We start from the raw sequence: 17136 nt of genomic DNA, 5'->3' as shown, positions 1-17136 counted from the left end.
CAAGGATTCGCTCAACGGAGCGAATCCTTGTTTTCATTGTTATAAGCTTCAATCCATACCTCAAGCTCATCAATCGCGAGCGGACGCGAGAAGTAATACCCTTGCATCTCATCACAACCGAGCAAACGGAGCGTGTCGTGCTGCTCGGTCGTCTCGATGCCTTCGCAGACGGTCTTTAAACCGAGGCCGCGGGCGAGCTCGATGATCGATTGGACGATGACGTTTCCGGTAGGGTCGTTCTCCGTCGCTTGGATGAACTGACGGTCGATTTTGATCTCATGGATCGGATAATGCTTTAAATAGACGAACGCCGAGAAACCTGTCCCGAAGTCATCGATCGAAATCGAAAAGCCTTGCTTGCGGAAGGCGATGAACCGTTCGATGACGTGCTGTTGATTCTCCATCCCGACGCTCTCCGTGATCTCAAACGTCAAATAGTTCGGGCAGACACCCATTCTTTCAACGACACGGGCGAACTTCTCGACAACGCCTTCTGATAGGAAGTGACGGGCCGACAAATTGAGCGCCAAGTGATATGTCCGGCCAGAGGCGTGCCAGGCGTTCAATTGGCGGCATGCCTCCTCGAGCGCCCACTCCTCGAGGGCGATGATGACACCGGTCGACTCGGCGAGCGGGATAAAGTCGAGCGGCGGGATCAGCCCTTTTTCCGGATGGATCCAACGCATGAGCCCTTCAAAACCGTTGAGCCGTCCGGTCGACCCGTCAATTTTCGGCTGATAGTAGAGCGCAAACTCGTTCAATGCGAGCCCTTTGCGCAAATTCATCTCGAGCGTCAATCGGGCTGTCGCCTTCTCGCTCATCTTCTCTTCATAGAAGATGATGCCACCGCGTTGGACATGATGATGACTAGCGGCGATCCGTGTCGTGTGAATCATCTCGAGCGTCGAGCGCGCCTTATCCTCAATCGAGATAAAGGCACTCATCGTCAGGACGACATCCAGTTCATCGACGGTAAACGGCTCGTTCGTCACCGTCTCACAAAGCATGTCGGCAATCCCGTACGCTTTGATCCGGTCGCCGTACGGTGTCCATACGACGAAGCCGGATTGAGAACTCCGGGCGAACATCGCCGGATCGACGACGAGACGGAGCCGATTTGCGATTTCCTGGATTAATTGATTGGCCTTCTCGCTGCCGAGCGCGTCCTCGACAGAGCGGAACTCGTCGATTCTCACGTAAATGAGTGACCCGAGGTGATGATCGATTTCGTCCCGCATCCGGTCGACTCGTTCGATGAACGCGTTCTTATTCATCAGTCCTGTCAATTCATCCGTATAGGCGAGCCGGGCGATGTGTTGTTCGACCGACTGACGTTCGAGCCGGCTATATAAAATAGCGACAAAATCGGCGAGCGTACTCACGATCAGCTCTTCGACATACGTCCACTTCCGAAGCTCGTACGTCTCGCAGCAGATGACACCGCGGGCTTGTCCGTCCGCAATGATCGGCGCGTCAAGCATCGAGTAAACCCGCTGTCCTTCGACGAAGTATTGTTGATATAAATTTTTCACCCATTCGTGCGTCCGGACGTTCTCAAACAGGAGGACACGATTCGTGCAGAGCGCATCAAAATAGACCGGTGCATCCTGACGATAGACCGTTAATGCCGGCTTGCTGATGCCTTTATCTTTTGAATATGCGACTTGACAACTGATCGAGTGTTGCGCCTCATCGAAGTGCCAGATTGATACGGTGTCGACTTCGAGCATATCCGCGACGACTTCGCACATGTAGCTGATCGCCTGCTCGACTGTCGCGTCAGACACGTCCGGCATCCGTACGAGTTCGAACAGTTTCTCTTGATGTTTACGGTATGTTTGTGTTGAAAAGTTCCCCTCGATCATAGTCCCCTACCTTCGTTCAAACAGTTTTGCCTTAATGATAGCATGAAGCACAAATACGAGACCTTCCAAAATTCAACAGAAAGTCAATTTTTAATTTCCCTCTTTTTAGGAGTCATCTATCTGATAGACCTACCAAAAAATATTGACCTGCTTTTCAAGGAATCTCGTTCGAATGAGTCCTTTCCACCATTGCTTCCCGGTTTCTCGGCACCGTACAATAAACGTGTATCGTTACCCGTCATGAATGACTCCATTACCCTTAAAGGAAGTGACTCCATGGATCACAAGTCCGGCCTCATATATTCATTCGCCGCATTCGCCGCTGTAAGCGTCATCGCCCAGGCCGATGAAGTATCCGCCGCTAGCACCCATATCGTCCGTACCGGCGACACACTTTGGTCAATCAGCCAACAACATCACATCCCGCTCGCGACACTCAAGTCGATGAACAACTTGACGACCGACCGAATCGCCATCGGACAAACACTTCATTTGGCCGGATCACCGACCGGGCTTACGAAAGCGAGCACGGCGGTAAGCAAAAATCGAGTGACGACCGCTTCTCTCAACCTTCGAAAAGCCGCCGGCACATGGCACGACGTCCTCTTGACGATTCCGAAAGGTCAAGTGCTCACGCCACTCCGGACGAACGGTGCGTGGTCGCAAGTCACCTTCAACGGGAAGATCGGCTGGGTACATAACGATTATCTCGGTACAGTCAAGGCAGCAACGACTAAGCCGACGGCATCAACGAGCACCGTCAGCCCGGCCGCCCAATCGACGTCACAGACGACCGTCAACTTGAACCTCCGGGCTTCGAAATCGACAAAGGCGAACGTACTCGTCACGATCCCGAAAGGAAAAACGGTCACGATCCTAAAAGTCGAAGGTTCGTGGTCGCACATCAAATACGGTTCGACGACAGGCTTCGTCGCCACTACATACTTAAAGAAAGCCGCCGCAACGCCTTCACCGAGTCAGCCGGCGACACCGGCAGCGCCGAAAGAAGAGAGCGTCAATCAAGCGTTCGTCACGACGGCGAACTTGAACGTGCGAAAAGGAGCAGGCATCGGTTTCGCGCTCGTCACGACGATCCCGAACGGCGCGACCGTGCAAGCGACGAAACAGAGCGGCACTTGGTACTACGTCACGTATAACGGAAAGAGCGGTTACGTCAGTGCCGGCTACTTGAAACAGACGACGACCGCACCGAGTGCACCGGTCGCCCCGAACTTAGGCGACGCCGGGGCTGGGAACACTTCGGTCGATTACGTCGTCAACACCCCGTCCTTGAACGTCCGTGCTTCTGCGTCGACGAGTTCCGCCATCGTCGGTAGCGTCAAAGCCGGACAGACGCTCCGCGTCGTCCAGACGGCAAACGGCTGGCACCAGATTTATATCGGCAACACGACCGGCTTCGTCGCAGCGTCGTTCGTCAAAGAAGTACCGAAAGGCTCAACGACGGCACCAACATGGGTCAGCGGGTCGTTCGACTCACATACGTTCTATACGGCAAGTCCGGCCGCGATCCGCGCCCAAGCAAACGATTCAAGTCAGGTCGTCGGGTCGACGCTCCGCGGCGGACTGTTGAACGTCGTCGGCGAGACGGCGACACACTACCGTGTCAACGAGAACGGGACGCAAGGATTCGTCGCCAAAGCGTTCGTCACCCAAGTCAACGGACAAACCGCCCAAGCAACTCGGCTCGCGACGATCGCCGTCGCTAAGAAATACGTCGGGACGCCGTACATCTGGGCGTCGTCTAGTCCGGTCAACGGTGGCTTTGACTGCTCAGGCATCATCTATTACGCGTTCAACCAAGCAGGTGTCTCGATTCCACGGACGAACGTCGCCAACTATTGGGCCGGGTCTTACTTCGGTCCGCAGCTCGACAAATCGTTCGTGCCTCAGGCCGGCGACCTCGTCTTTTTCGAGAACACGTATACGGCCGGCCCGTCCCATATGGGCATCATGGTCGACGCCGATACGTTCATTCACGCCGGGACGTTTGGTCTCGGCTACAACCAAATCAGCAAAGAGCCATATTGGAAATCACGCCTCATCGGCTACAAGCGACCGTGACCTTTGACGCATTTGAAAACCCGACCTTTGTCGGGTTTTTTTTCAGTTAGCAGGATTTCACTTGAAAGACTCGAAATGCGATATAAGATAGGAAAGGTAGAAAGGGAGTGTACGATGGGAAGCAACCGATTCGCCAAAATTCCGTACCGGATCTATACGATGGTACTTGCTGTCGCCTGCCTCGTCGGTGTGTTGTTATTCGGTCTCGGATTAAGCTATTACTGGAAAGAGAAGCATGTCAGCGTCGATCAGTCCGTGACGAATTTGAACCATGCATCCGATCTTGCCGGCGTCGAGTCTTACCTTGTCCTCCACCAGGCCGCGAAACTGTACGAACTGAACTCGGGCCAGCCGACAGCATTGTTGTCCTCGCCTTATCGCGAACGCGCGCTCCAGTATAACACCCAGCTGCTCGATGATTTCGAGACCGGGGTCCACGAACGCGAACGGGATGCCCTCCTCGCTTTTTCTGAACGACTAGAAGAGACGCTCGACGGCGAGTTGAGCGAATTCGACAACGTCCCGTTTGACGTCATCGAATCGATTGACCGGCGCTGGCTCTACCAAGGCTTAGAGCGGACCGCGCAAGCGAACACGGCCTACGAGTTGACCGATGCCGTCATGCGGATGCAGATGACATTCATCCAAAACGTGACAAACTTGCTGGCGGAGACGCCGGACCGAGAAAAACTGGAAGTCGAACTCGCCTCCATCGCCACTGAAGCGCGTTTACTTGAAGAGATTATCGCGACGAATCCTACTCTCCAAACGAAATCGACCGCTGATTTAACGGAGAGCGCCCTAGCGTTGGGACGACTGGCTTCGGCCGGCTCGACGCTCGAGGCGCGTTACGTCAACGGGACCAAGTTTTACGAAGACTCGCATGAAGTGCTCCAGACCATCCGCTCGTCGACCGAGTCATTGCTCCTAGAGGAACGAAACCGATACGGGACGCTCGCCGTCCTCGTCCTGCTCGCGACGCTCGTGCTTTCGACCGGACTCTTGGCCGCGCTTTGCTATACACGTAAAATGTATGCCCATGATTTAAGTCATTTGAAAGCCCGTGCGCTCGCCATCGACCCGAGCACTGAACCGGTCGAGGCGTCATTCCCGGCCAGTCATGACTTCCGCGGCATCGAAGACGAGCTTCGAGAGATTGCGGTGAGCGTCCATTCGACCGTCAACACGCTCGAGACGCAATCGAACGACCTGCTTCGCTATCACGAGCGTTGGTCGTCCCTGTTCTCAGAGACCGGTCTCGCCATCGCGTTGATCGATGACGCCTATAACTTCATCGAACGGAACGATGTGTTCGATCAGTTCTTCGGCGAACGGAACTTGTACGAAATCAACCAGCTGTTCACCAACACAGGTCGTCGCCTGTTCCAAGAAGCACTTGAAGGTGTGACCGAGCATGGGACGAGCGCCCAATTCATTTTGCATTTAAAAGGAGAACATGCCCGCTTCTTGAACGCGAAAATCATTCCGCTCAAGCGCGGGGGAACGCTCACGTATTATTTGATCCTTGAAGATGAAACCGAACGCGTCGAGCGTGAACGGAAAGTCGATCGTCTCGTCCGATTCGACCTCGCGACCGAACTGTATAATGAGTATGGTTTTATCCGAGCCTGGGAAAAACAAGACATCGACGGAACGTTCCTCTTAATCAAGTTGAACGATTTCCATCATCTCGTCGATTGGTACGATACGATTTATGCTGACCTGCTCATGACTAAGTTCGCCCGTCACGTCGAGGAACGACTCGAGAAGTATGCGCATCATTTGTTCGGCCGCTATCGTGACGACACGCTCATGCTGTACGTCAAAGGGTTTAACACGCTCGACGAACATGAGCTGATGGAGCTGTTCCCGACTGAACTGTTGATCAATCAAAAACGGCAGACCGTCCACGTTCAAATCGGGGTGGCACACACGACGCCGAACTATACGGATTGTCTGTTCGAGGCGACGCGAGCACTCCAACACGCCAAAGAAACGCGGACGCCGTTTGTCTGGTATGACGCGAGCATCCTCGCCCAGCTACAGTGGGCCGCCTTGATCGAACAGGCGCTCCCCGAGGCGATCGAGCAAGGACACATCACCGTCGCCTATCAGCCGCAAGTCGAATTGACAACCGGACGCGTCGTCGGGGCCGAGGCGCTCGCCCGTTGGCAGCATCCGGATATCGGTCACGTCCCGCCGAACGAGTTCATCCGGATCGCCGAACGGTCAGACCAGATTTTATGGTTGTCACACTCGATCCTTGACCAAGTCATCAACCAGCTCGTCGCTTGGCGCGATACATCATTCTCCGACGTCTCGTTGTCGTACAACTTGTCCGCGCACTCGGTCGACCCGTCGATCGTCACGAAGCTGCGTGATTTGATCGAGACGTACCCGTGGCTGCCGGACCGCTTGAAAATCGAATTGACCGAGTCGGCCGACATCATGTCACATGCGAACGAGCTCGATCGGCTCGAGGACATCGCCGACCTCGGCTACTGCTTGTCGATCGATGACTTCGGCACCGGCTACGCCTCGTTCGAAGCGATTTGGCACTTGCCGATTCAAGAAGTGAAGATTGACCGGATGTATGTCAGCGGGAAAGCGAAAGACAGCACATCATTCCTCCGTGCCGTCTCACGTTTCGCGAGCGAGCAGGCGCTCACATCCCTCGCCGAAGGTATCGAGACGAAGGAAGACCTTGAACGGATGATCGCCGAAGGAGTCGAGCTCGGACAAGGCTATTACTACGCCCCGGCGCTCAAACCTGACGCATTCGAGGCTTGGGTGAACGAAAAAAAAGGACGCCCTGAGTGAGCGTCCCGATCGGCTGACGTCTAGCACGTCAGCCTTTTTTTCGTCCAATCACGTTCAGTACGAGCTTTAAGGCGATCAAGCCGAAAATGATCGGCAAGATGACTGGAAGCGTGCCGCGCGGCAATAGACCGAACACGATGAACACCGTCATCCCGACCGCGAAAAACAGTTTGATGCCCCGGTCTGTCGTAAATTTGTCCCATTGCCAGACGAGCAAGAGCAGCGCGAGCGGCGGAAAGAAGAACGTCAGGAAAAAGAACGGCATGTTGCGCGCGTACCATGGACTCATCGAGTGATCACCTCCTCATATAATTGTTCCGTTGCTTCGTTCGTTTCAAGATTTAGATAGATCGGTTTTCCGCTCCAGTCGATGCGGATGGCGGCTGTGGTGTCACGGTTGATAAAGAGAAGCACGTCTTCCTTATAAGTCGTTCGAAAGTGTCCTGTCAGTTGTGAGCTTGTAGCGGCCCCGTTCGTTCGACGCTCGACGTCCGGGACGTTGGTCAATATGACATCAACAATCTCGTCATACGGCACGGTTTGCCCGTAACTGCCTTCGATGACGAGTGCCGTATCGGTGAGTGTCACCTCGGTCGGTTGAGAGAACCAAATCAGGATTCCCGGCACGACCGTGAGCAAGAGCACAGAGACGAGGACGATCGGGATGAGTTTCTTCTTCCCGCCCGGACGAAGCCGTCCCGTGTCGTCAAAAATATTCCCGTCATACTTTTGGGCGCGCCAAAGGATGACGACGATGAACAGGATGAGCACGATAAAGAGCGGCTCGATTGGGACGACGAGCCCGAACCAATCAATGAGGCCGACGATGAGAAAGATGAAGCCGATGCCGTAACACATGATACCGATCAACCGTGCGACCGGTTTGATGTCGACGTGTGCCTTGTCTGCTTCGTTCATCGTGTTATAGCCCGAGATGAGAAAGTGCCACCCTAACTTGTGGACGGCGAACCCTAGGACAAACATGAGTAGTGCTGCAAATATAAGAATCCACATGAACAAGTCCCTCCTATCTCCTTCATTTTACGGGAAAATCGACCGAAATGTTTCACCGAATCATCAGACGTGCGCGAACGAAAGGTGCATGCGTATACTAGCGGTAGAATACGCAGAAGGAGGTAGTCTTATGTATCGCACCGCTAACGACTTCAAACAGGATTGGATAAAATCATCGACCGGCACGCTCGACGTGCTCCGTGCCATGACCGATGACGCACTCGGCCAAAAAATCGTCCCCGACCATAACTCACTCGGTTGGATCGGCTGGCACGTCACGACCGCCCTCGGCTACTTCACGAACTTGCTCGGCTTCCGTCTCTCGGCTTTGAAGAGCCTGACCCAGCCCGATCAAGCGGGCCTGATCGCCGACCAGTACGAACGATACGCGCAAGAAATCTCAAGCGCCGCTGACGGTTTTACAGATGACTACTTGCTAGAAGAAGTCGATGTCCACGGGAAGATGACGCCGCGTGGTGCCGTCCTCCGCATGATGATCGACCATCAGACGCATCACCGTGGTCAGATGACGGTACTTTTACGCCAAGCGGGACAACACGTCCCCGGTGTCATGGGCCCGACAAAAGAACAGATAAACCGCTAACCGCCGTCGCACTCAGCACTTATGTTATGGACCGCAACGAAAAAGACGAGACCTGTTGAACGGTCTCGTCTTTTATCATTTTGATGACGGTGTGTTCGTCTTGCCCTGCATACGACCGACGCCCTCGTACTCGACGTCTTCTGGGTCACGTGCATACTTCCATGCGTTGCGTGCGTCAATCAACCGTTTCGTCCGCATCCCAGCGAACGCTTCCGGCTTCAAGTTGACGAGTTCGTCCCATTCTGTGACAAGAATCGCCACGTCGGCCCCTTTGAGTGCCTCTTCCGGTGTCAACGCTTGACGGTACTCCCATTTCGCGAGCGGATCGTAGCCGACGACTTCGACTTCACGTAACCGTAAGTGATTGGCGAGTGTGATCGACGGTGCGTCACGCATATCGTCCGTCCCTGGTTTAAAGGCGAGACCGAGGAAAGCGACACGCAGGTTCGGACGGTGTTCGATCTTCGACGCGACGTAGGCGATCTGTTCATCGTTCGCTTGAATCGCCGCACGGATGACCGGCAAGTCGAGTTCGTTCTCGGCCGCGACGTTCAAGAGCGCGTTCATATCTTTCGGGAAACACGAGCCGCCGTAACCGAGACCAGCGTTTAAGTAAGAACGTCCGATGCGCGGATCAAGCCCCATCCCGTCGGCAATCGTCGCGATGTCGGCGCCTGCTTTATCCGCGAGGCGTGACAAGTCGTTCATGAAACTGATCTTTGTGGCGAGAAATGCGTTCGAGGCGTACTTGATCAGTTCGGCGTTGATCGGTGTCGTGCAAACAATCGGCACACCGAGACGGCCATAAATGCCGGCGAGTTCTTCACTGATTTCAAGATTTTCGCTGCCGATGACGACGCGGTTCGGTTTGAGGACATCGGCGAGCGCCCGCCCTTCTTGTAGGAATTCGGGTACGATTGCGAACGTGTGGGATGGATACATGATACTAAGTAAGTCGGTCGTCCCCGGTGGCACAGTGCTGCGGATGACGATTTTTTGCTTCGTGTTGATCTCAGACAAAGCGGCATCGACGAACGTCATGTCGCAGCTGCCATCTTCCTTGCTCGGCGTACCGACAGCCAAGAACAAGTAATCGACATCATTTGTGTCGGCGGTGTTATCCGTAAGTGTGATCGAGTCTGCATAGTCTTGGAGCACCTCCGACATACCCGGCTCGTGAAACGGTGCGTGGCCGCTCATGAGGCGGCGCAGTCTCGGTTGGTCTTTCTCGACACCGATGACTTCATGTCCCGCTTTTGCAAGACCACACAGGGTGGCTAATCCGACATATCCTAAGCCGATGATTCCAAATTTCACGCTAGTTCCTCCTTAGATAATCTATCTTCAACTGTAGCGAAAAGTCGTCTTAAAGGGAACCCTCTAACACTCTCGCAATGTTGTCTGCTATAATTGGTCAAAATGATGCTAGAAAGGAATAACCGCATGGGCTTGCTCGCTTTCTTTTTGATCACGTTATTCATCTATTACTGGTTTCCGGTCCGGGGGGGGCTGCGAACCTTGTTGCTCATCCTCGTCATGATCAGCGGATGGCTATCCATCTTTGAAATTGTTGCGATTCTCGAAGCCCGTCCCTGGGTGGTCGCTCCGATTTTCCTCGTCCTCGGTCTCGTGATTTGGAAATGGCGTAAAAATCAACAGCTTGAAGACAAGAAGAGCGTTTGACGACAGTCGAGCGTTTTTTCTTTTTGTCTTATTCCACGAATGCCCCGAAATTCCTGCTTCCCGATTATGTATACAGTGTGAACATCTGCGGGTATGATCGCGTTTCGGCATCCAAGTGTTGCTTCGATTTCCTGAAAGTATGCTCGCTTTGTCACTTCATTTTCGAGTCAAAACAGGAATAGTCAAAGAGAGTCTAGGAAAAGAGGGGTGTCTATGACAATCATGACGTTCATCACGGCCGCGTGCGTGGCGAGCACGCTCAGCCTCGTGTTCATCTGGTTCGCCGAACATCCGGTCGAGCCGATCAAACTACAAGTCTTCGCGACCGTCTTATATTTACTGCTCGTCGGCTCGAGCGTCTACTACTACAACTTGGAACAAGACAAGCTGCACGTCAGCTCCGACTTAGCTGAGGTCGAGGCGAGCTACGACGAATCCCTGCTCGCCCTCGAGGAACAACATACCGACGCCCTCGCCTGGCAAGCGATTCAAATCGAACAGGAAGTGACCGAGAAACTCGAGGCACGTCTTGCCGCCCGCGAAGACATGATGCAAGACAACTTGTTTCAAAAAGTATTCGATTTAGAAGAAGTCATCCAGACGCAACGGACTGAAATTTATGCGCTCGAAGACAAGTTGCGGGAAGCGAACGCCTTGACCGAACAACTTGCAAATGAACTGACCAAGCTTCAAGACGACGCGATTGCCGCGACTGATGAGACGGACTCGTTCTTCGAAGTGTACGGCTCCTGCACCGATTTGAACGCGGTCTACCCGGACGGTGTCCCACTCGAGCACGACGCCTATTTGCTATCGTTCGACACTGACCTTGACGGCATCGCCTGCGGACAGAGCGACACCCAGTAGACGTGAGGGTGTCGTTTGTTCATTCTTCAGGCATCTCGACTTGTTCCCCAGCCTCAATCTCGCCAGACATGACCCGCTCCATCTCCTCTAAGCTGAACGCGTCGAGCAACTTGATCCCGTTCACGTACACGGTCGGCACGTATTCGACGCCGAGGTCACGCGTATAGAGCCGTGCGTTTTGAATCCCCGCATCGACTTGCGGCGCGAGCAGAGCTTCCGCGTCCACACCGAACGTTTCCGCGAGCCGGTGGACGTACGCCTCCGTGCCAAAGTCCGAGACCGTCTCGGCGTCGAGCCCGACGTGGCGTTGCAACGCATAGTACCGTTCCGGCATCACTCGTTCCGCATTCGCATCGACACTAGCGAGCAGTTGCGACCGCTCATTCAACAAGACAAGCGGCTGTCCTTTGAACGTCGCCTCTCCCGTCTCGATCCACCGCGACTCGACCTCTGGCAAGACGCTCTCCATCCATTTTTTGCACCATGGGCAACTGTAGTCAAAGACGAAGACGATCTCGTGCGAACCATCGCCGAGCGCGACTTTATCTTCGAGCGGGAGCTCATACCTCGTATATGTAAACTGCTCTCCTCGTTCATCCGCCTCGCTCTTCCCGCAAGCGGCTAGTACGATCATCAACCCAATCAACATCCATGCTTTTCGTTTCATCCTTCATCCTCCATTCGTTCAATCCTTCACATATTTATGTTATACCAACACCCCCAAAAAATTCGAGTGACATTCTGTTGACGAATCGCGGTGACGACAAAAAGAAGCGCTTCGATTCTATTCAGAACCTTCACGCTTCGCGCTCCATAATCACATCGTTCCCCGCTTGTCCCGTCCCGATGAAGCCATGCTTTCTATAAAATGAAATGGCGTGCTCATTCGTCTTCTCGACGTGAAGCCGGATCAACTGCTTATGTTGCCGCGCCGCTTCATCGCACAGTCTGACCAACAAGTCATGCCCGCTCCCTTTCGGCGCCTCCGGCAAGACGCAGATATGACTGATGAAGGCGACATCCGTATCAAAATAGACCGCGAGGAGACCGATCAACCGGTCGTCGTCCCACAGTTCGAACGATGTCGCCTGGTCATGCAGCTTGCGCGCATATTCGTGCAAGTCGATCCGTTCCGACAATGCCGTCGGGAACAACGCATCACACGCCTCGAGGTGGGCCTCGTAGTCGGCGACCGACCCGCGGCCGAGCGTGATCATACGTCCTCCAAGACGGCGACGCCAAAGCCGTCGCGTCCGAAGGCGTTGCCGTTATACAGCAAATACTGCCGCCCGTTCATCTCGAACACGTGCGGGTAACATTCCATTGCTGAATCCCACCCCGAGTCGCTCCGTTCAAAACCGAGTGAGGCGTCGTCGCGCGTCCACTGCATGAGGTCGTCGGAATAAGCGTAACCGAGCCGGTAGCCGCGCGTCGGGTCGTCCCGGAAGCCGAACGTGTCCCGGAAACAGAACACCATGTGATAACGGCCACCCGCCTCGAACACGGTCGGGAGCGCCTGGCTCTCGTCTGGAATCACATCAGCGACGATACGGCCGTGCCGGGTGAACGTGCGCCCGTCCTCGGACGTCGCGAGCGCGATTTTGTACGTCCGTTCGGCGACACCGTCCGGTCCCGTCTTCCACGTCGTACCGTAAATGTAGTACATATACTGCTTGTCTTTCGTGAAGACGAACGGGTCCCCTACGAGGAACGGCTCATCGACACTCGCTGATAGCACCGGCCCGTCACCGAGCCGCTCGAACGTATGCCCGTCGTCATGACTGACCGACAGGCCGATCCCCGTCTCGACCGACACCGACTCGCGTCGGCTCCAGCCGCTCGTATATCCGTACAGGCCCGCGTCCGTCCGCGTGACGTGGAAGGGGAAGATGCCGTGCTCATCGAACGTGCCCAGTTTTCCGAGCGGGATGACCGGGTCGTGAGATACGGCGATCACTTCGAACGACGGTGTCATATCGACGTAACGGATATGGCTCTTGAACGTCCCGTCCGTATCCGGCTCCCGGGTCGAGAAGTAGATGCGGACAAAGTCGTCGAAGACGAGTGCTTGCGGTGATTGAGCGAACGCTGAATAGTCCCCGAAAAAGCCGTGCGGCTTGGGATCGAAAATATGCCCGAGTTTCCGCCACTTCATGTCGTTTCCTCCTTCCGCTCGGCGATGCCGAAACCGGCCCGTCCGACCTCGTTGCCGAGATAGAGCAGATAACGCTTCCCGCCGACGACGAACGTGTGTGGATAGGCGACCATCTCGTCGTCAAACCCGACGTCTAAGCGGGTGAAGCGCATGACGTCATCGTCGCGCGTCCAGTTCAACAAGTCCTGAGACGACGCATAGCCGAGTCGATACGTCCGTTCGGGATTCTTCCGGTAATCGGTCGCGTCGCGATAACAGAAGAACATATGATACGATCCGTTCTCATAAAACACGTCCGGGCTCGCCTGCGCCTCGTACGGGATGATGCTCTCGATCAAGTCGCGCTCTTGTTTCACCCAGTTCACGCCGTCGGCTGACGTGGCGAGACGGATCTTGTACACCGGTTCCGGTTTGCCCTCGTGCATGAGCCACTCCCGGCCCGCGATATAAAACAAGTACCACGTGTCATTAAAACGTCGGATTTTTGGCCCGCTCAAGACGAACGGTTCATCGAGCGTATACGACAAAACCGGTCCCGGCCCGATCCGCTCGAACGTCTTGCCACCGTTTTGACTCACTGCTTTACCGACATTGACGTTGAACGGGACCGACGTACAACGTGTCCAACCCCCGTAGTAGGCGTGTACCTCGTCACCGACGTCGATCGCCGAGAACGGATAGATGCCGAACTCGTCGAACGTGCCCCGCTCCCCGAGTGCAAGCACTGGCTGTTCGCTCACACGTAAAATCGAAAAGTCTCGTTTATCGACGTCGACGTAAGCGCTATAGCTGACGTAGCGACCATCGATTGGTTTCGGCCGGCAACTGAAATAGATACGTAAATACGTATCGCGCTCGAGCACGGACGGCGCTTGCGCGAATGCATCCATCCAATCGATGTCGGTATCCCGTTGCGGACTGAACAGCAAGCGCCGGTTCGTCCATTCGTACGTCGTCTTCGTCGTCTCAGCCATTCCCCGTCACCCTTTCGCGTACATCTTGTCGTAGTAGTGTGCATAATCCCCGGAAACGATGTGGTCGATCCAATCAGGATGCGTGACGTACCAGTCGACCGTCTCCCGCAAGCCTTGGTCGAACGTGTAGGCCGGACGCCATCCGAGCTCGGTCGTTATCTTCGTGTTGTCGATCGCGTAGCGGCGGTCGTGCCCGGGCCGGTCGGTGACGAATGTGATCTGCGCGTCATCTTTACCGAGCAGTTCTAAAATCAAGCGGACGATTGTCACGTTCGCCTGTTCATTGTTGCCACCGATGTTATACACGTCGCCGTCGCGTCCCCGCTCAGCGACCGTCCAAATCGCCACGCAATGGTCTTTGACGTGGAGCCAGTCACGGATCTGTTGTCCGTCACCGTACACCGGGAGCGTCTCCCCGCGCTCGGCACGTTGGATCATGAGCGGGATCAGCTTCTCAGGGAATTGGTATGGCCCGTAATTGTTGCTGCAACGCGTAATATTGACCGGGAGGCCGTACGTCTCGTGATAGGCCCGGACGATGAGGTCGGAGCTCGCTTTCGAGGCCGAGTACGGACTGTTCGGGGCGAGCGGGGTCGTTTCGGTGAAGAGCCCGTCTGGCCCGAGCGTCCCGTACACCTCGTCGGTCGAGACGTGGACGAATTTGACACCTTCCGAATAGTCACGTGAGTGTTTATCGTCAGGACGCAAATTCCAGTGCCGCTTCGCCGCGTCTAACAGCACTTGTGTCCCGAGCACGTTCGTCGTCAAGAACACGTCCGGTTCGACGATGCTCCGGTCGACGTGCGACTCGGCCGCGAAGTGGATGACGCGCGTCACGTCATACGTCGCAAACACGCGTTCGACCGTCTCGCGGTCCCGGATGTCACCTTTGACGAACACGTAACGCGGGTCGTCGATGTCTTGCAACGTCTCGAGGTTACCGGCGTACGTGAGCGCGTCAAGGTTGACGATACGCCACTGCTCGTTTTCCAGAAGCATCTTTATGAAGTTTGATCCGATGAACCCGGCTCCGCCAGTTACGAGTAAAGTCTTCATCTTCGACACGCTCCTCTTCAAGAAGTGATAGGATATACTGCCCGTAATCCGTCATCTTTAACGTTTGGCCGATATCGCGGAGTTCGTCTGACGTGATGAACCCGCGGCGCCAGGCGATCTCCTCGAGACAGGCGATATAGTAACCTTGCCGTTCTTGCACCGTCTGGACGAACACCGACGCCTTGATCATCCCTTCTGGCGTCCCCGTATCGAGCCACGCCATCCCGCGTCGGAACAAGACGACGTTCAAATCACCTGCCTCGAGGTACATCTGGTTGATCGAGGTGATCTCGAGCTCGCCGCGCGGGGACGGCTGTACTTGTCTCGCGTACTCGACGACACGGTTGTCATAGAAGTAGAGACCAGGCACGGCATAATTCGACTTCGGCTGCGCCGGTTTCTCTTCGATCGAGATGACGCGGCGATTATCGTCGAACTCGACGACACCGAACGCGCGTGGGTCCTTGACCGGATAACCGAACACGGTCGCCCCCGTCTCGCGTTGTTTCGCGTCACGTAAGAACTGCGTCAAATCCTGTCCATAAAAGACGTTATCGCCGAGGATGAGGCAGACCGAGTCGTCACCGATAAAGTCCGCACCGAGGATGAAGGCGTCGGCGAGACCGACCGGTTTGTCTTGCACTTTATACGTGATCGACAACCCGAGCTGATGTCCATCCCCGAACAACCGCTCATAGCCATTGATGTCTTTCGGTGTCGAGATGAGCAGAATGTCTTGGATCCCAGCGAGCATCAAGACCGACATCGGATAGTAGATGAGCGGCTTGTCGTAAATCGGGAGCAACTGTTTCGAGACGGCTTTCGTCATCGGATAGAGCCGTGTCCCATTACCGCCTGCTAAAATGATTCCTTTCATGTCCGGTTCCCTCCTTCAATAATCACGTCACAAATCCGGTCGACCATCTCGAGCGTCATGTCCGGGTAGAGCGGCAGCGTCAAAATCCGATCCGATACGTACTTCGCGTTCGGCACGCGGGCGTCGAACGCGTAACAACTAAAATCGGTGACGAGCGGATAAAAGTACTTCCGGGCGAAGATGCCGTGCTCGGCGAGCCAAGACATCATCTCGTCGCGGCGGCGCCGGTCGCCTTTGAACAACACCGGATAGTAGGCGTAGTTCGAGACGGTGTCCGTGCCTCGGCGGTTCAAGCGAATCGTCGGGATTCCCCTGAGCCGTTCGTCATAGCGTTCGACGATAGCACGCCGTTTCATGACGTCGTGCTCGAAGCGCGGCAAGTTACAGCGCCCCATCGCCGCCTGGAACTCGTTCATCTTGGCGTTGCCCCCGACCGATTCGATTGCTTCGGGTCCGGTGGTGCCAAAGTTGACGGCCTGTTCGATGGCGTCTTGGTAACTCGCTTGATTGTAAGCGAGCGCACCGCCCTCGATCGTATGGAATACTTTCGTCGCATGGAAACTGAACATGCTCATGTCTCCATATGTGGCGATGCTCCGTCCTTGATACGTGACCCCGAACGCATGGGCCGCGTCGTACAGCACTTTCAACCCGTGCCGTTTGGCGATGCGGTCGATCTCGTCGATGTGGCAGACGTTGCCGTACACGTGCACCGGAAGGATGGCCGACGTCTTGTCGGTGATGAGCGACTCTAGCTGCGAGACGTCTAGCGTATAGTCGAGCGGATTGATGTCACAAAAGATCGGCGTCAGCCCTTTTCGGACGAGCGCATGCGTCGTCGAAGCGAACGTGAACGGTGTCGTGATGACCTCGCCCGAGAGTCCGAGGACGTCGATTGCCGTCTCGAGCGCCAAATGTCCGTTCGTCAGGAGCGAGACGTGCTCTGTACCGAGCAATTCCGTCAATTCTTCTTCGAGTGCGCGGACGTGTTCGCCGCGATTGCTGAGCCAACGGCTGTCCCAGAGCGGCCGGATCATCTCTACGTACGCCTCGAACTCAGGCATCGCCGGACGTGTCACGGGGATTGGCGGCGACAAATCGTGTTTCGGTAAGTTCATCTAGTCCCTCTCCTTCTGTTA

Annotated in this window: 16 protein-coding genes; 5 read left to right on the top strand and 11 right to left on the bottom strand. The window is 55.3% G+C overall.

The features are described from left to right. Positions 1 to 11: 11 nt before the first annotated feature. Entirely contained in the window at positions 12 to 1865 is a 1854-nt protein-coding gene (locus tag EVJ22_RS07720) for a sensor domain-containing phosphodiesterase (RefSeq protein ID WP_071398202.1), read from the bottom strand. A gap of 276 nt (positions 1866 to 2141) precedes the next feature. On the opposite strand from EVJ22_RS07720, the gene EVJ22_RS07715 reads away from it, so the two are divergent. Both EVJ22_RS07715 and EVJ22_RS07710 read left to right on the top strand, forming a co-directional pair. Further along, positions 2142 to 3947 carry a C40 family peptidase gene (locus EVJ22_RS07715; RefSeq protein WP_233589647.1) on the top strand — a complete coding sequence of 602 codons (1806 nt, stop codon included), beginning with the start codon at positions 2142 to 2144 and terminating at the stop codon, positions 3945 to 3947. Between the two features lie 114 nt (positions 3948 to 4061). Beyond that, the gene (locus EVJ22_RS07710; protein WP_131443626.1) at positions 4062 to 6767 is read left to right on the top strand and encodes an EAL domain-containing protein; all 2706 of its coding nucleotides are present in this window, start codon (positions 4062 to 4064) and stop codon (positions 6765 to 6767) included. A gap of 28 nt (positions 6768 to 6795) precedes the next feature. On the opposite strand, the gene EVJ22_RS07705 is transcribed toward EVJ22_RS07710, so the two are convergent. Both EVJ22_RS07705 and EVJ22_RS07700 read right to left on the bottom strand, forming a co-directional pair. Further along, complete coding sequence (locus tag EVJ22_RS07705; protein ID WP_131443625.1) at positions 6796 to 7056, bottom strand: hypothetical protein; 261 nt, start codon at positions 7054 to 7056, stop codon at positions 6796 to 6798. Continuing rightward, on the bottom strand, positions 7053 to 7781 hold the full coding sequence (locus tag EVJ22_RS07700) for a DUF3784 domain-containing protein (RefSeq protein ID WP_131443624.1): 729 nt from the start codon (positions 7779 to 7781) through the stop codon (positions 7053 to 7055). Before EVJ22_RS07700 ends, EVJ22_RS07705 begins: the two co-directional genes overlap by 4 nt. Positions 7782 to 7911: 130 nt before the next feature. Between EVJ22_RS07700 and EVJ22_RS07695 the strand changes: the two genes are divergently transcribed. Beyond that, positions 7912 to 8385, top strand: coding sequence for a DinB family protein (locus EVJ22_RS07695; protein WP_131443623.1), 474 nt, complete (start codon positions 7912 to 7914; stop codon positions 8383 to 8385). 75 nt (positions 8386 to 8460) lie between these two features. Here EVJ22_RS07695 and EVJ22_RS07690 read toward each other — a convergent pair whose 3' ends face one another. Beyond that, positions 8461 to 9702 carry a UDP-glucose dehydrogenase family protein gene (locus EVJ22_RS07690; protein WP_131443622.1) on the bottom strand — a complete coding sequence of 414 codons (1242 nt, stop codon included), beginning with the start codon at positions 9700 to 9702 and terminating at the stop codon, positions 8461 to 8463. Positions 9703 to 9828: 126 nt separating this feature from the next. Here EVJ22_RS07690 and EVJ22_RS07685 point away from each other — a divergent pair, with 126 nt between their 5' ends. Both EVJ22_RS07685 and EVJ22_RS07680 read left to right on the top strand, forming a co-directional pair. Beyond that, on the top strand, positions 9829 to 10068 hold the full coding sequence (locus tag EVJ22_RS07685) for a hypothetical protein (protein WP_071398208.1): 240 nt from the start codon (positions 9829 to 9831) through the stop codon (positions 10066 to 10068). A 213-nt stretch (positions 10069 to 10281) separates the two neighbouring features. Next, positions 10282 to 10935: an excalibur calcium-binding domain-containing protein gene (locus EVJ22_RS07680; RefSeq protein ID WP_131443621.1), complete on the top strand. Its 654-nt coding sequence runs from the start codon at positions 10282 to 10284 to the stop codon at positions 10933 to 10935. A gap of 19 nt (positions 10936 to 10954) precedes the next feature. Here the strand turns inward: EVJ22_RS07680 and EVJ22_RS07675 are convergent, their stop codons facing one another. From EVJ22_RS07675 to EVJ22_RS07645, 7 genes are all read right to left on the bottom strand, one after another. Continuing rightward, a complete protein-coding gene (locus EVJ22_RS07675) occupies positions 10955 to 11602 on the bottom strand; it encodes a DsbA family protein (protein ID WP_131443620.1) in 648 nt (215 codons plus the stop codon). 130 nt (positions 11603 to 11732) lie between these two features. After that, positions 11733 to 12152 (bottom strand): GNAT family N-acetyltransferase, encoded by a 420-nt coding sequence (locus tag EVJ22_RS07670; protein WP_131438952.1) that lies wholly within the window; start codon positions 12150 to 12152, stop codon positions 11733 to 11735. After that, complete coding sequence (locus EVJ22_RS07665) at positions 12149 to 13090, bottom strand: glycoside hydrolase family protein (protein ID WP_131443619.1); 942 nt, start codon at positions 13088 to 13090, stop codon at positions 12149 to 12151. Before EVJ22_RS07665 ends, EVJ22_RS07670 begins: the two co-directional genes overlap by 4 nt. Next, entirely contained in the window at positions 13087 to 14064 is a 978-nt protein-coding gene (locus EVJ22_RS07660) for a glycoside hydrolase family protein (protein WP_131443618.1), read from the bottom strand. The genes EVJ22_RS07665 and EVJ22_RS07660 overlap by 4 nt, the downstream gene beginning before the upstream one ends. Positions 14065 to 14070: 6 nt before the next feature. Then, positions 14071 to 15120, bottom strand: a complete 1050-nt coding sequence (gene rfbB, locus EVJ22_RS07655; protein WP_131443617.1) for a dTDP-glucose 4,6-dehydratase — start codon at positions 15118 to 15120, stop codon at positions 14071 to 14073. Further along, positions 15023 to 15997 carry a glucose-1-phosphate thymidylyltransferase RfbA gene (gene rfbA, locus EVJ22_RS07650; protein ID WP_071398215.1) on the bottom strand — a complete coding sequence of 325 codons (975 nt, stop codon included), beginning with the start codon at positions 15995 to 15997 and terminating at the stop codon, positions 15023 to 15025. The genes rfbB and rfbA overlap by 98 nt, the downstream gene beginning before the upstream one ends. Beyond that, positions 15994 to 17115 (bottom strand): DegT/DnrJ/EryC1/StrS family aminotransferase, encoded by a 1122-nt coding sequence (locus EVJ22_RS07645; protein WP_131443616.1) that lies wholly within the window; start codon positions 17113 to 17115, stop codon positions 15994 to 15996. The genes rfbA and EVJ22_RS07645 overlap by 4 nt, the downstream gene beginning before the upstream one ends. Between the last annotated feature and the right edge of the window lie 21 nt (positions 17116 to 17136).

The organism is Exiguobacterium sp. SH0S7 (assembly GCF_004337195.1).
Taxonomy (GTDB): Bacteria; Bacillota; Bacilli; order Exiguobacteriales; family Exiguobacteriaceae; genus Exiguobacterium; species Exiguobacterium aurantiacum_A.
The sequence above is the reverse complement of the archived record's forward strand: the minus strand, read 5'-3'. Positions and strand labels throughout refer to the sequence as shown.

Bases quoted from the DNA above. Each gene is read 5' to 3' on its own strand.
- EVJ22_RS07720 (WP_071398202.1), bottom strand. From the start codon at position 1,865: ATGATCGAGGGGAACTTTTCAACACAAACATACCGTAAACATCAAGAG.
- EVJ22_RS07715 (WP_233589647.1), top strand. From the start codon at position 2,142: ATGGATCACAAGTCCGGCCTCATATATTCATTCGCCGCATTCGCCGCT.
- EVJ22_RS07710 (WP_131443626.1), top strand. From the start codon at position 4,062: ATGGGAAGCAACCGATTCGCCAAAATTCCGTACCGGATCTATACGATG.
- EVJ22_RS07705 (WP_131443625.1), bottom strand. From the start codon at position 7,056: ATGAGTCCATGGTACGCGCGCAACATGCCGTTCTTTTTCCTGACGTTC.
- EVJ22_RS07700 (WP_131443624.1), bottom strand. From the start codon at position 7,781: ATGTGGATTCTTATATTTGCAGCACTACTCATGTTTGTCCTAGGGTTC.
- EVJ22_RS07695 (WP_131443623.1), top strand. From the start codon at position 7,912: ATGTATCGCACCGCTAACGACTTCAAACAGGATTGGATAAAATCATCG.
- EVJ22_RS07685 (WP_071398208.1), top strand. From the start codon at position 9,829: ATGGGCTTGCTCGCTTTCTTTTTGATCACGTTATTCATCTATTACTGG.
- EVJ22_RS07680 (WP_131443621.1), top strand. From the start codon at position 10,282: ATGACAATCATGACGTTCATCACGGCCGCGTGCGTGGCGAGCACGCTC.
- EVJ22_RS07675 (WP_131443620.1), bottom strand. From the start codon at position 11,602: ATGAAACGAAAAGCATGGATGTTGATTGGGTTGATGATCGTACTAGCC.
- EVJ22_RS07670 (WP_131438952.1), bottom strand. From the start codon at position 12,152: ATGATCACGCTCGGCCGCGGGTCGGTCGCCGACTACGAGGCCCACCTC.
- EVJ22_RS07665 (WP_131443619.1), bottom strand. From the start codon at position 13,090: ATGAAGTGGCGGAAACTCGGGCATATTTTCGATCCCAAGCCGCACGGC.
- EVJ22_RS07660 (WP_131443618.1), bottom strand. From the start codon at position 14,064: ATGGCTGAGACGACGAAGACGACGTACGAATGGACGAACCGGCGCTTG.
- rfbB (WP_131443617.1), bottom strand. From the start codon at position 15,120: ATGAAGACTTTACTCGTAACTGGCGGAGCCGGGTTCATCGGATCAAAC.
- rfbA (WP_071398215.1), bottom strand. From the start codon at position 15,997: ATGAAAGGAATCATTTTAGCAGGCGGTAATGGGACACGGCTCTATCCG.
- EVJ22_RS07645 (WP_131443616.1), bottom strand. From the start codon at position 17,115: ATGAACTTACCGAAACACGATTTGTCGCCGCCAATCCCCGTGACACGT.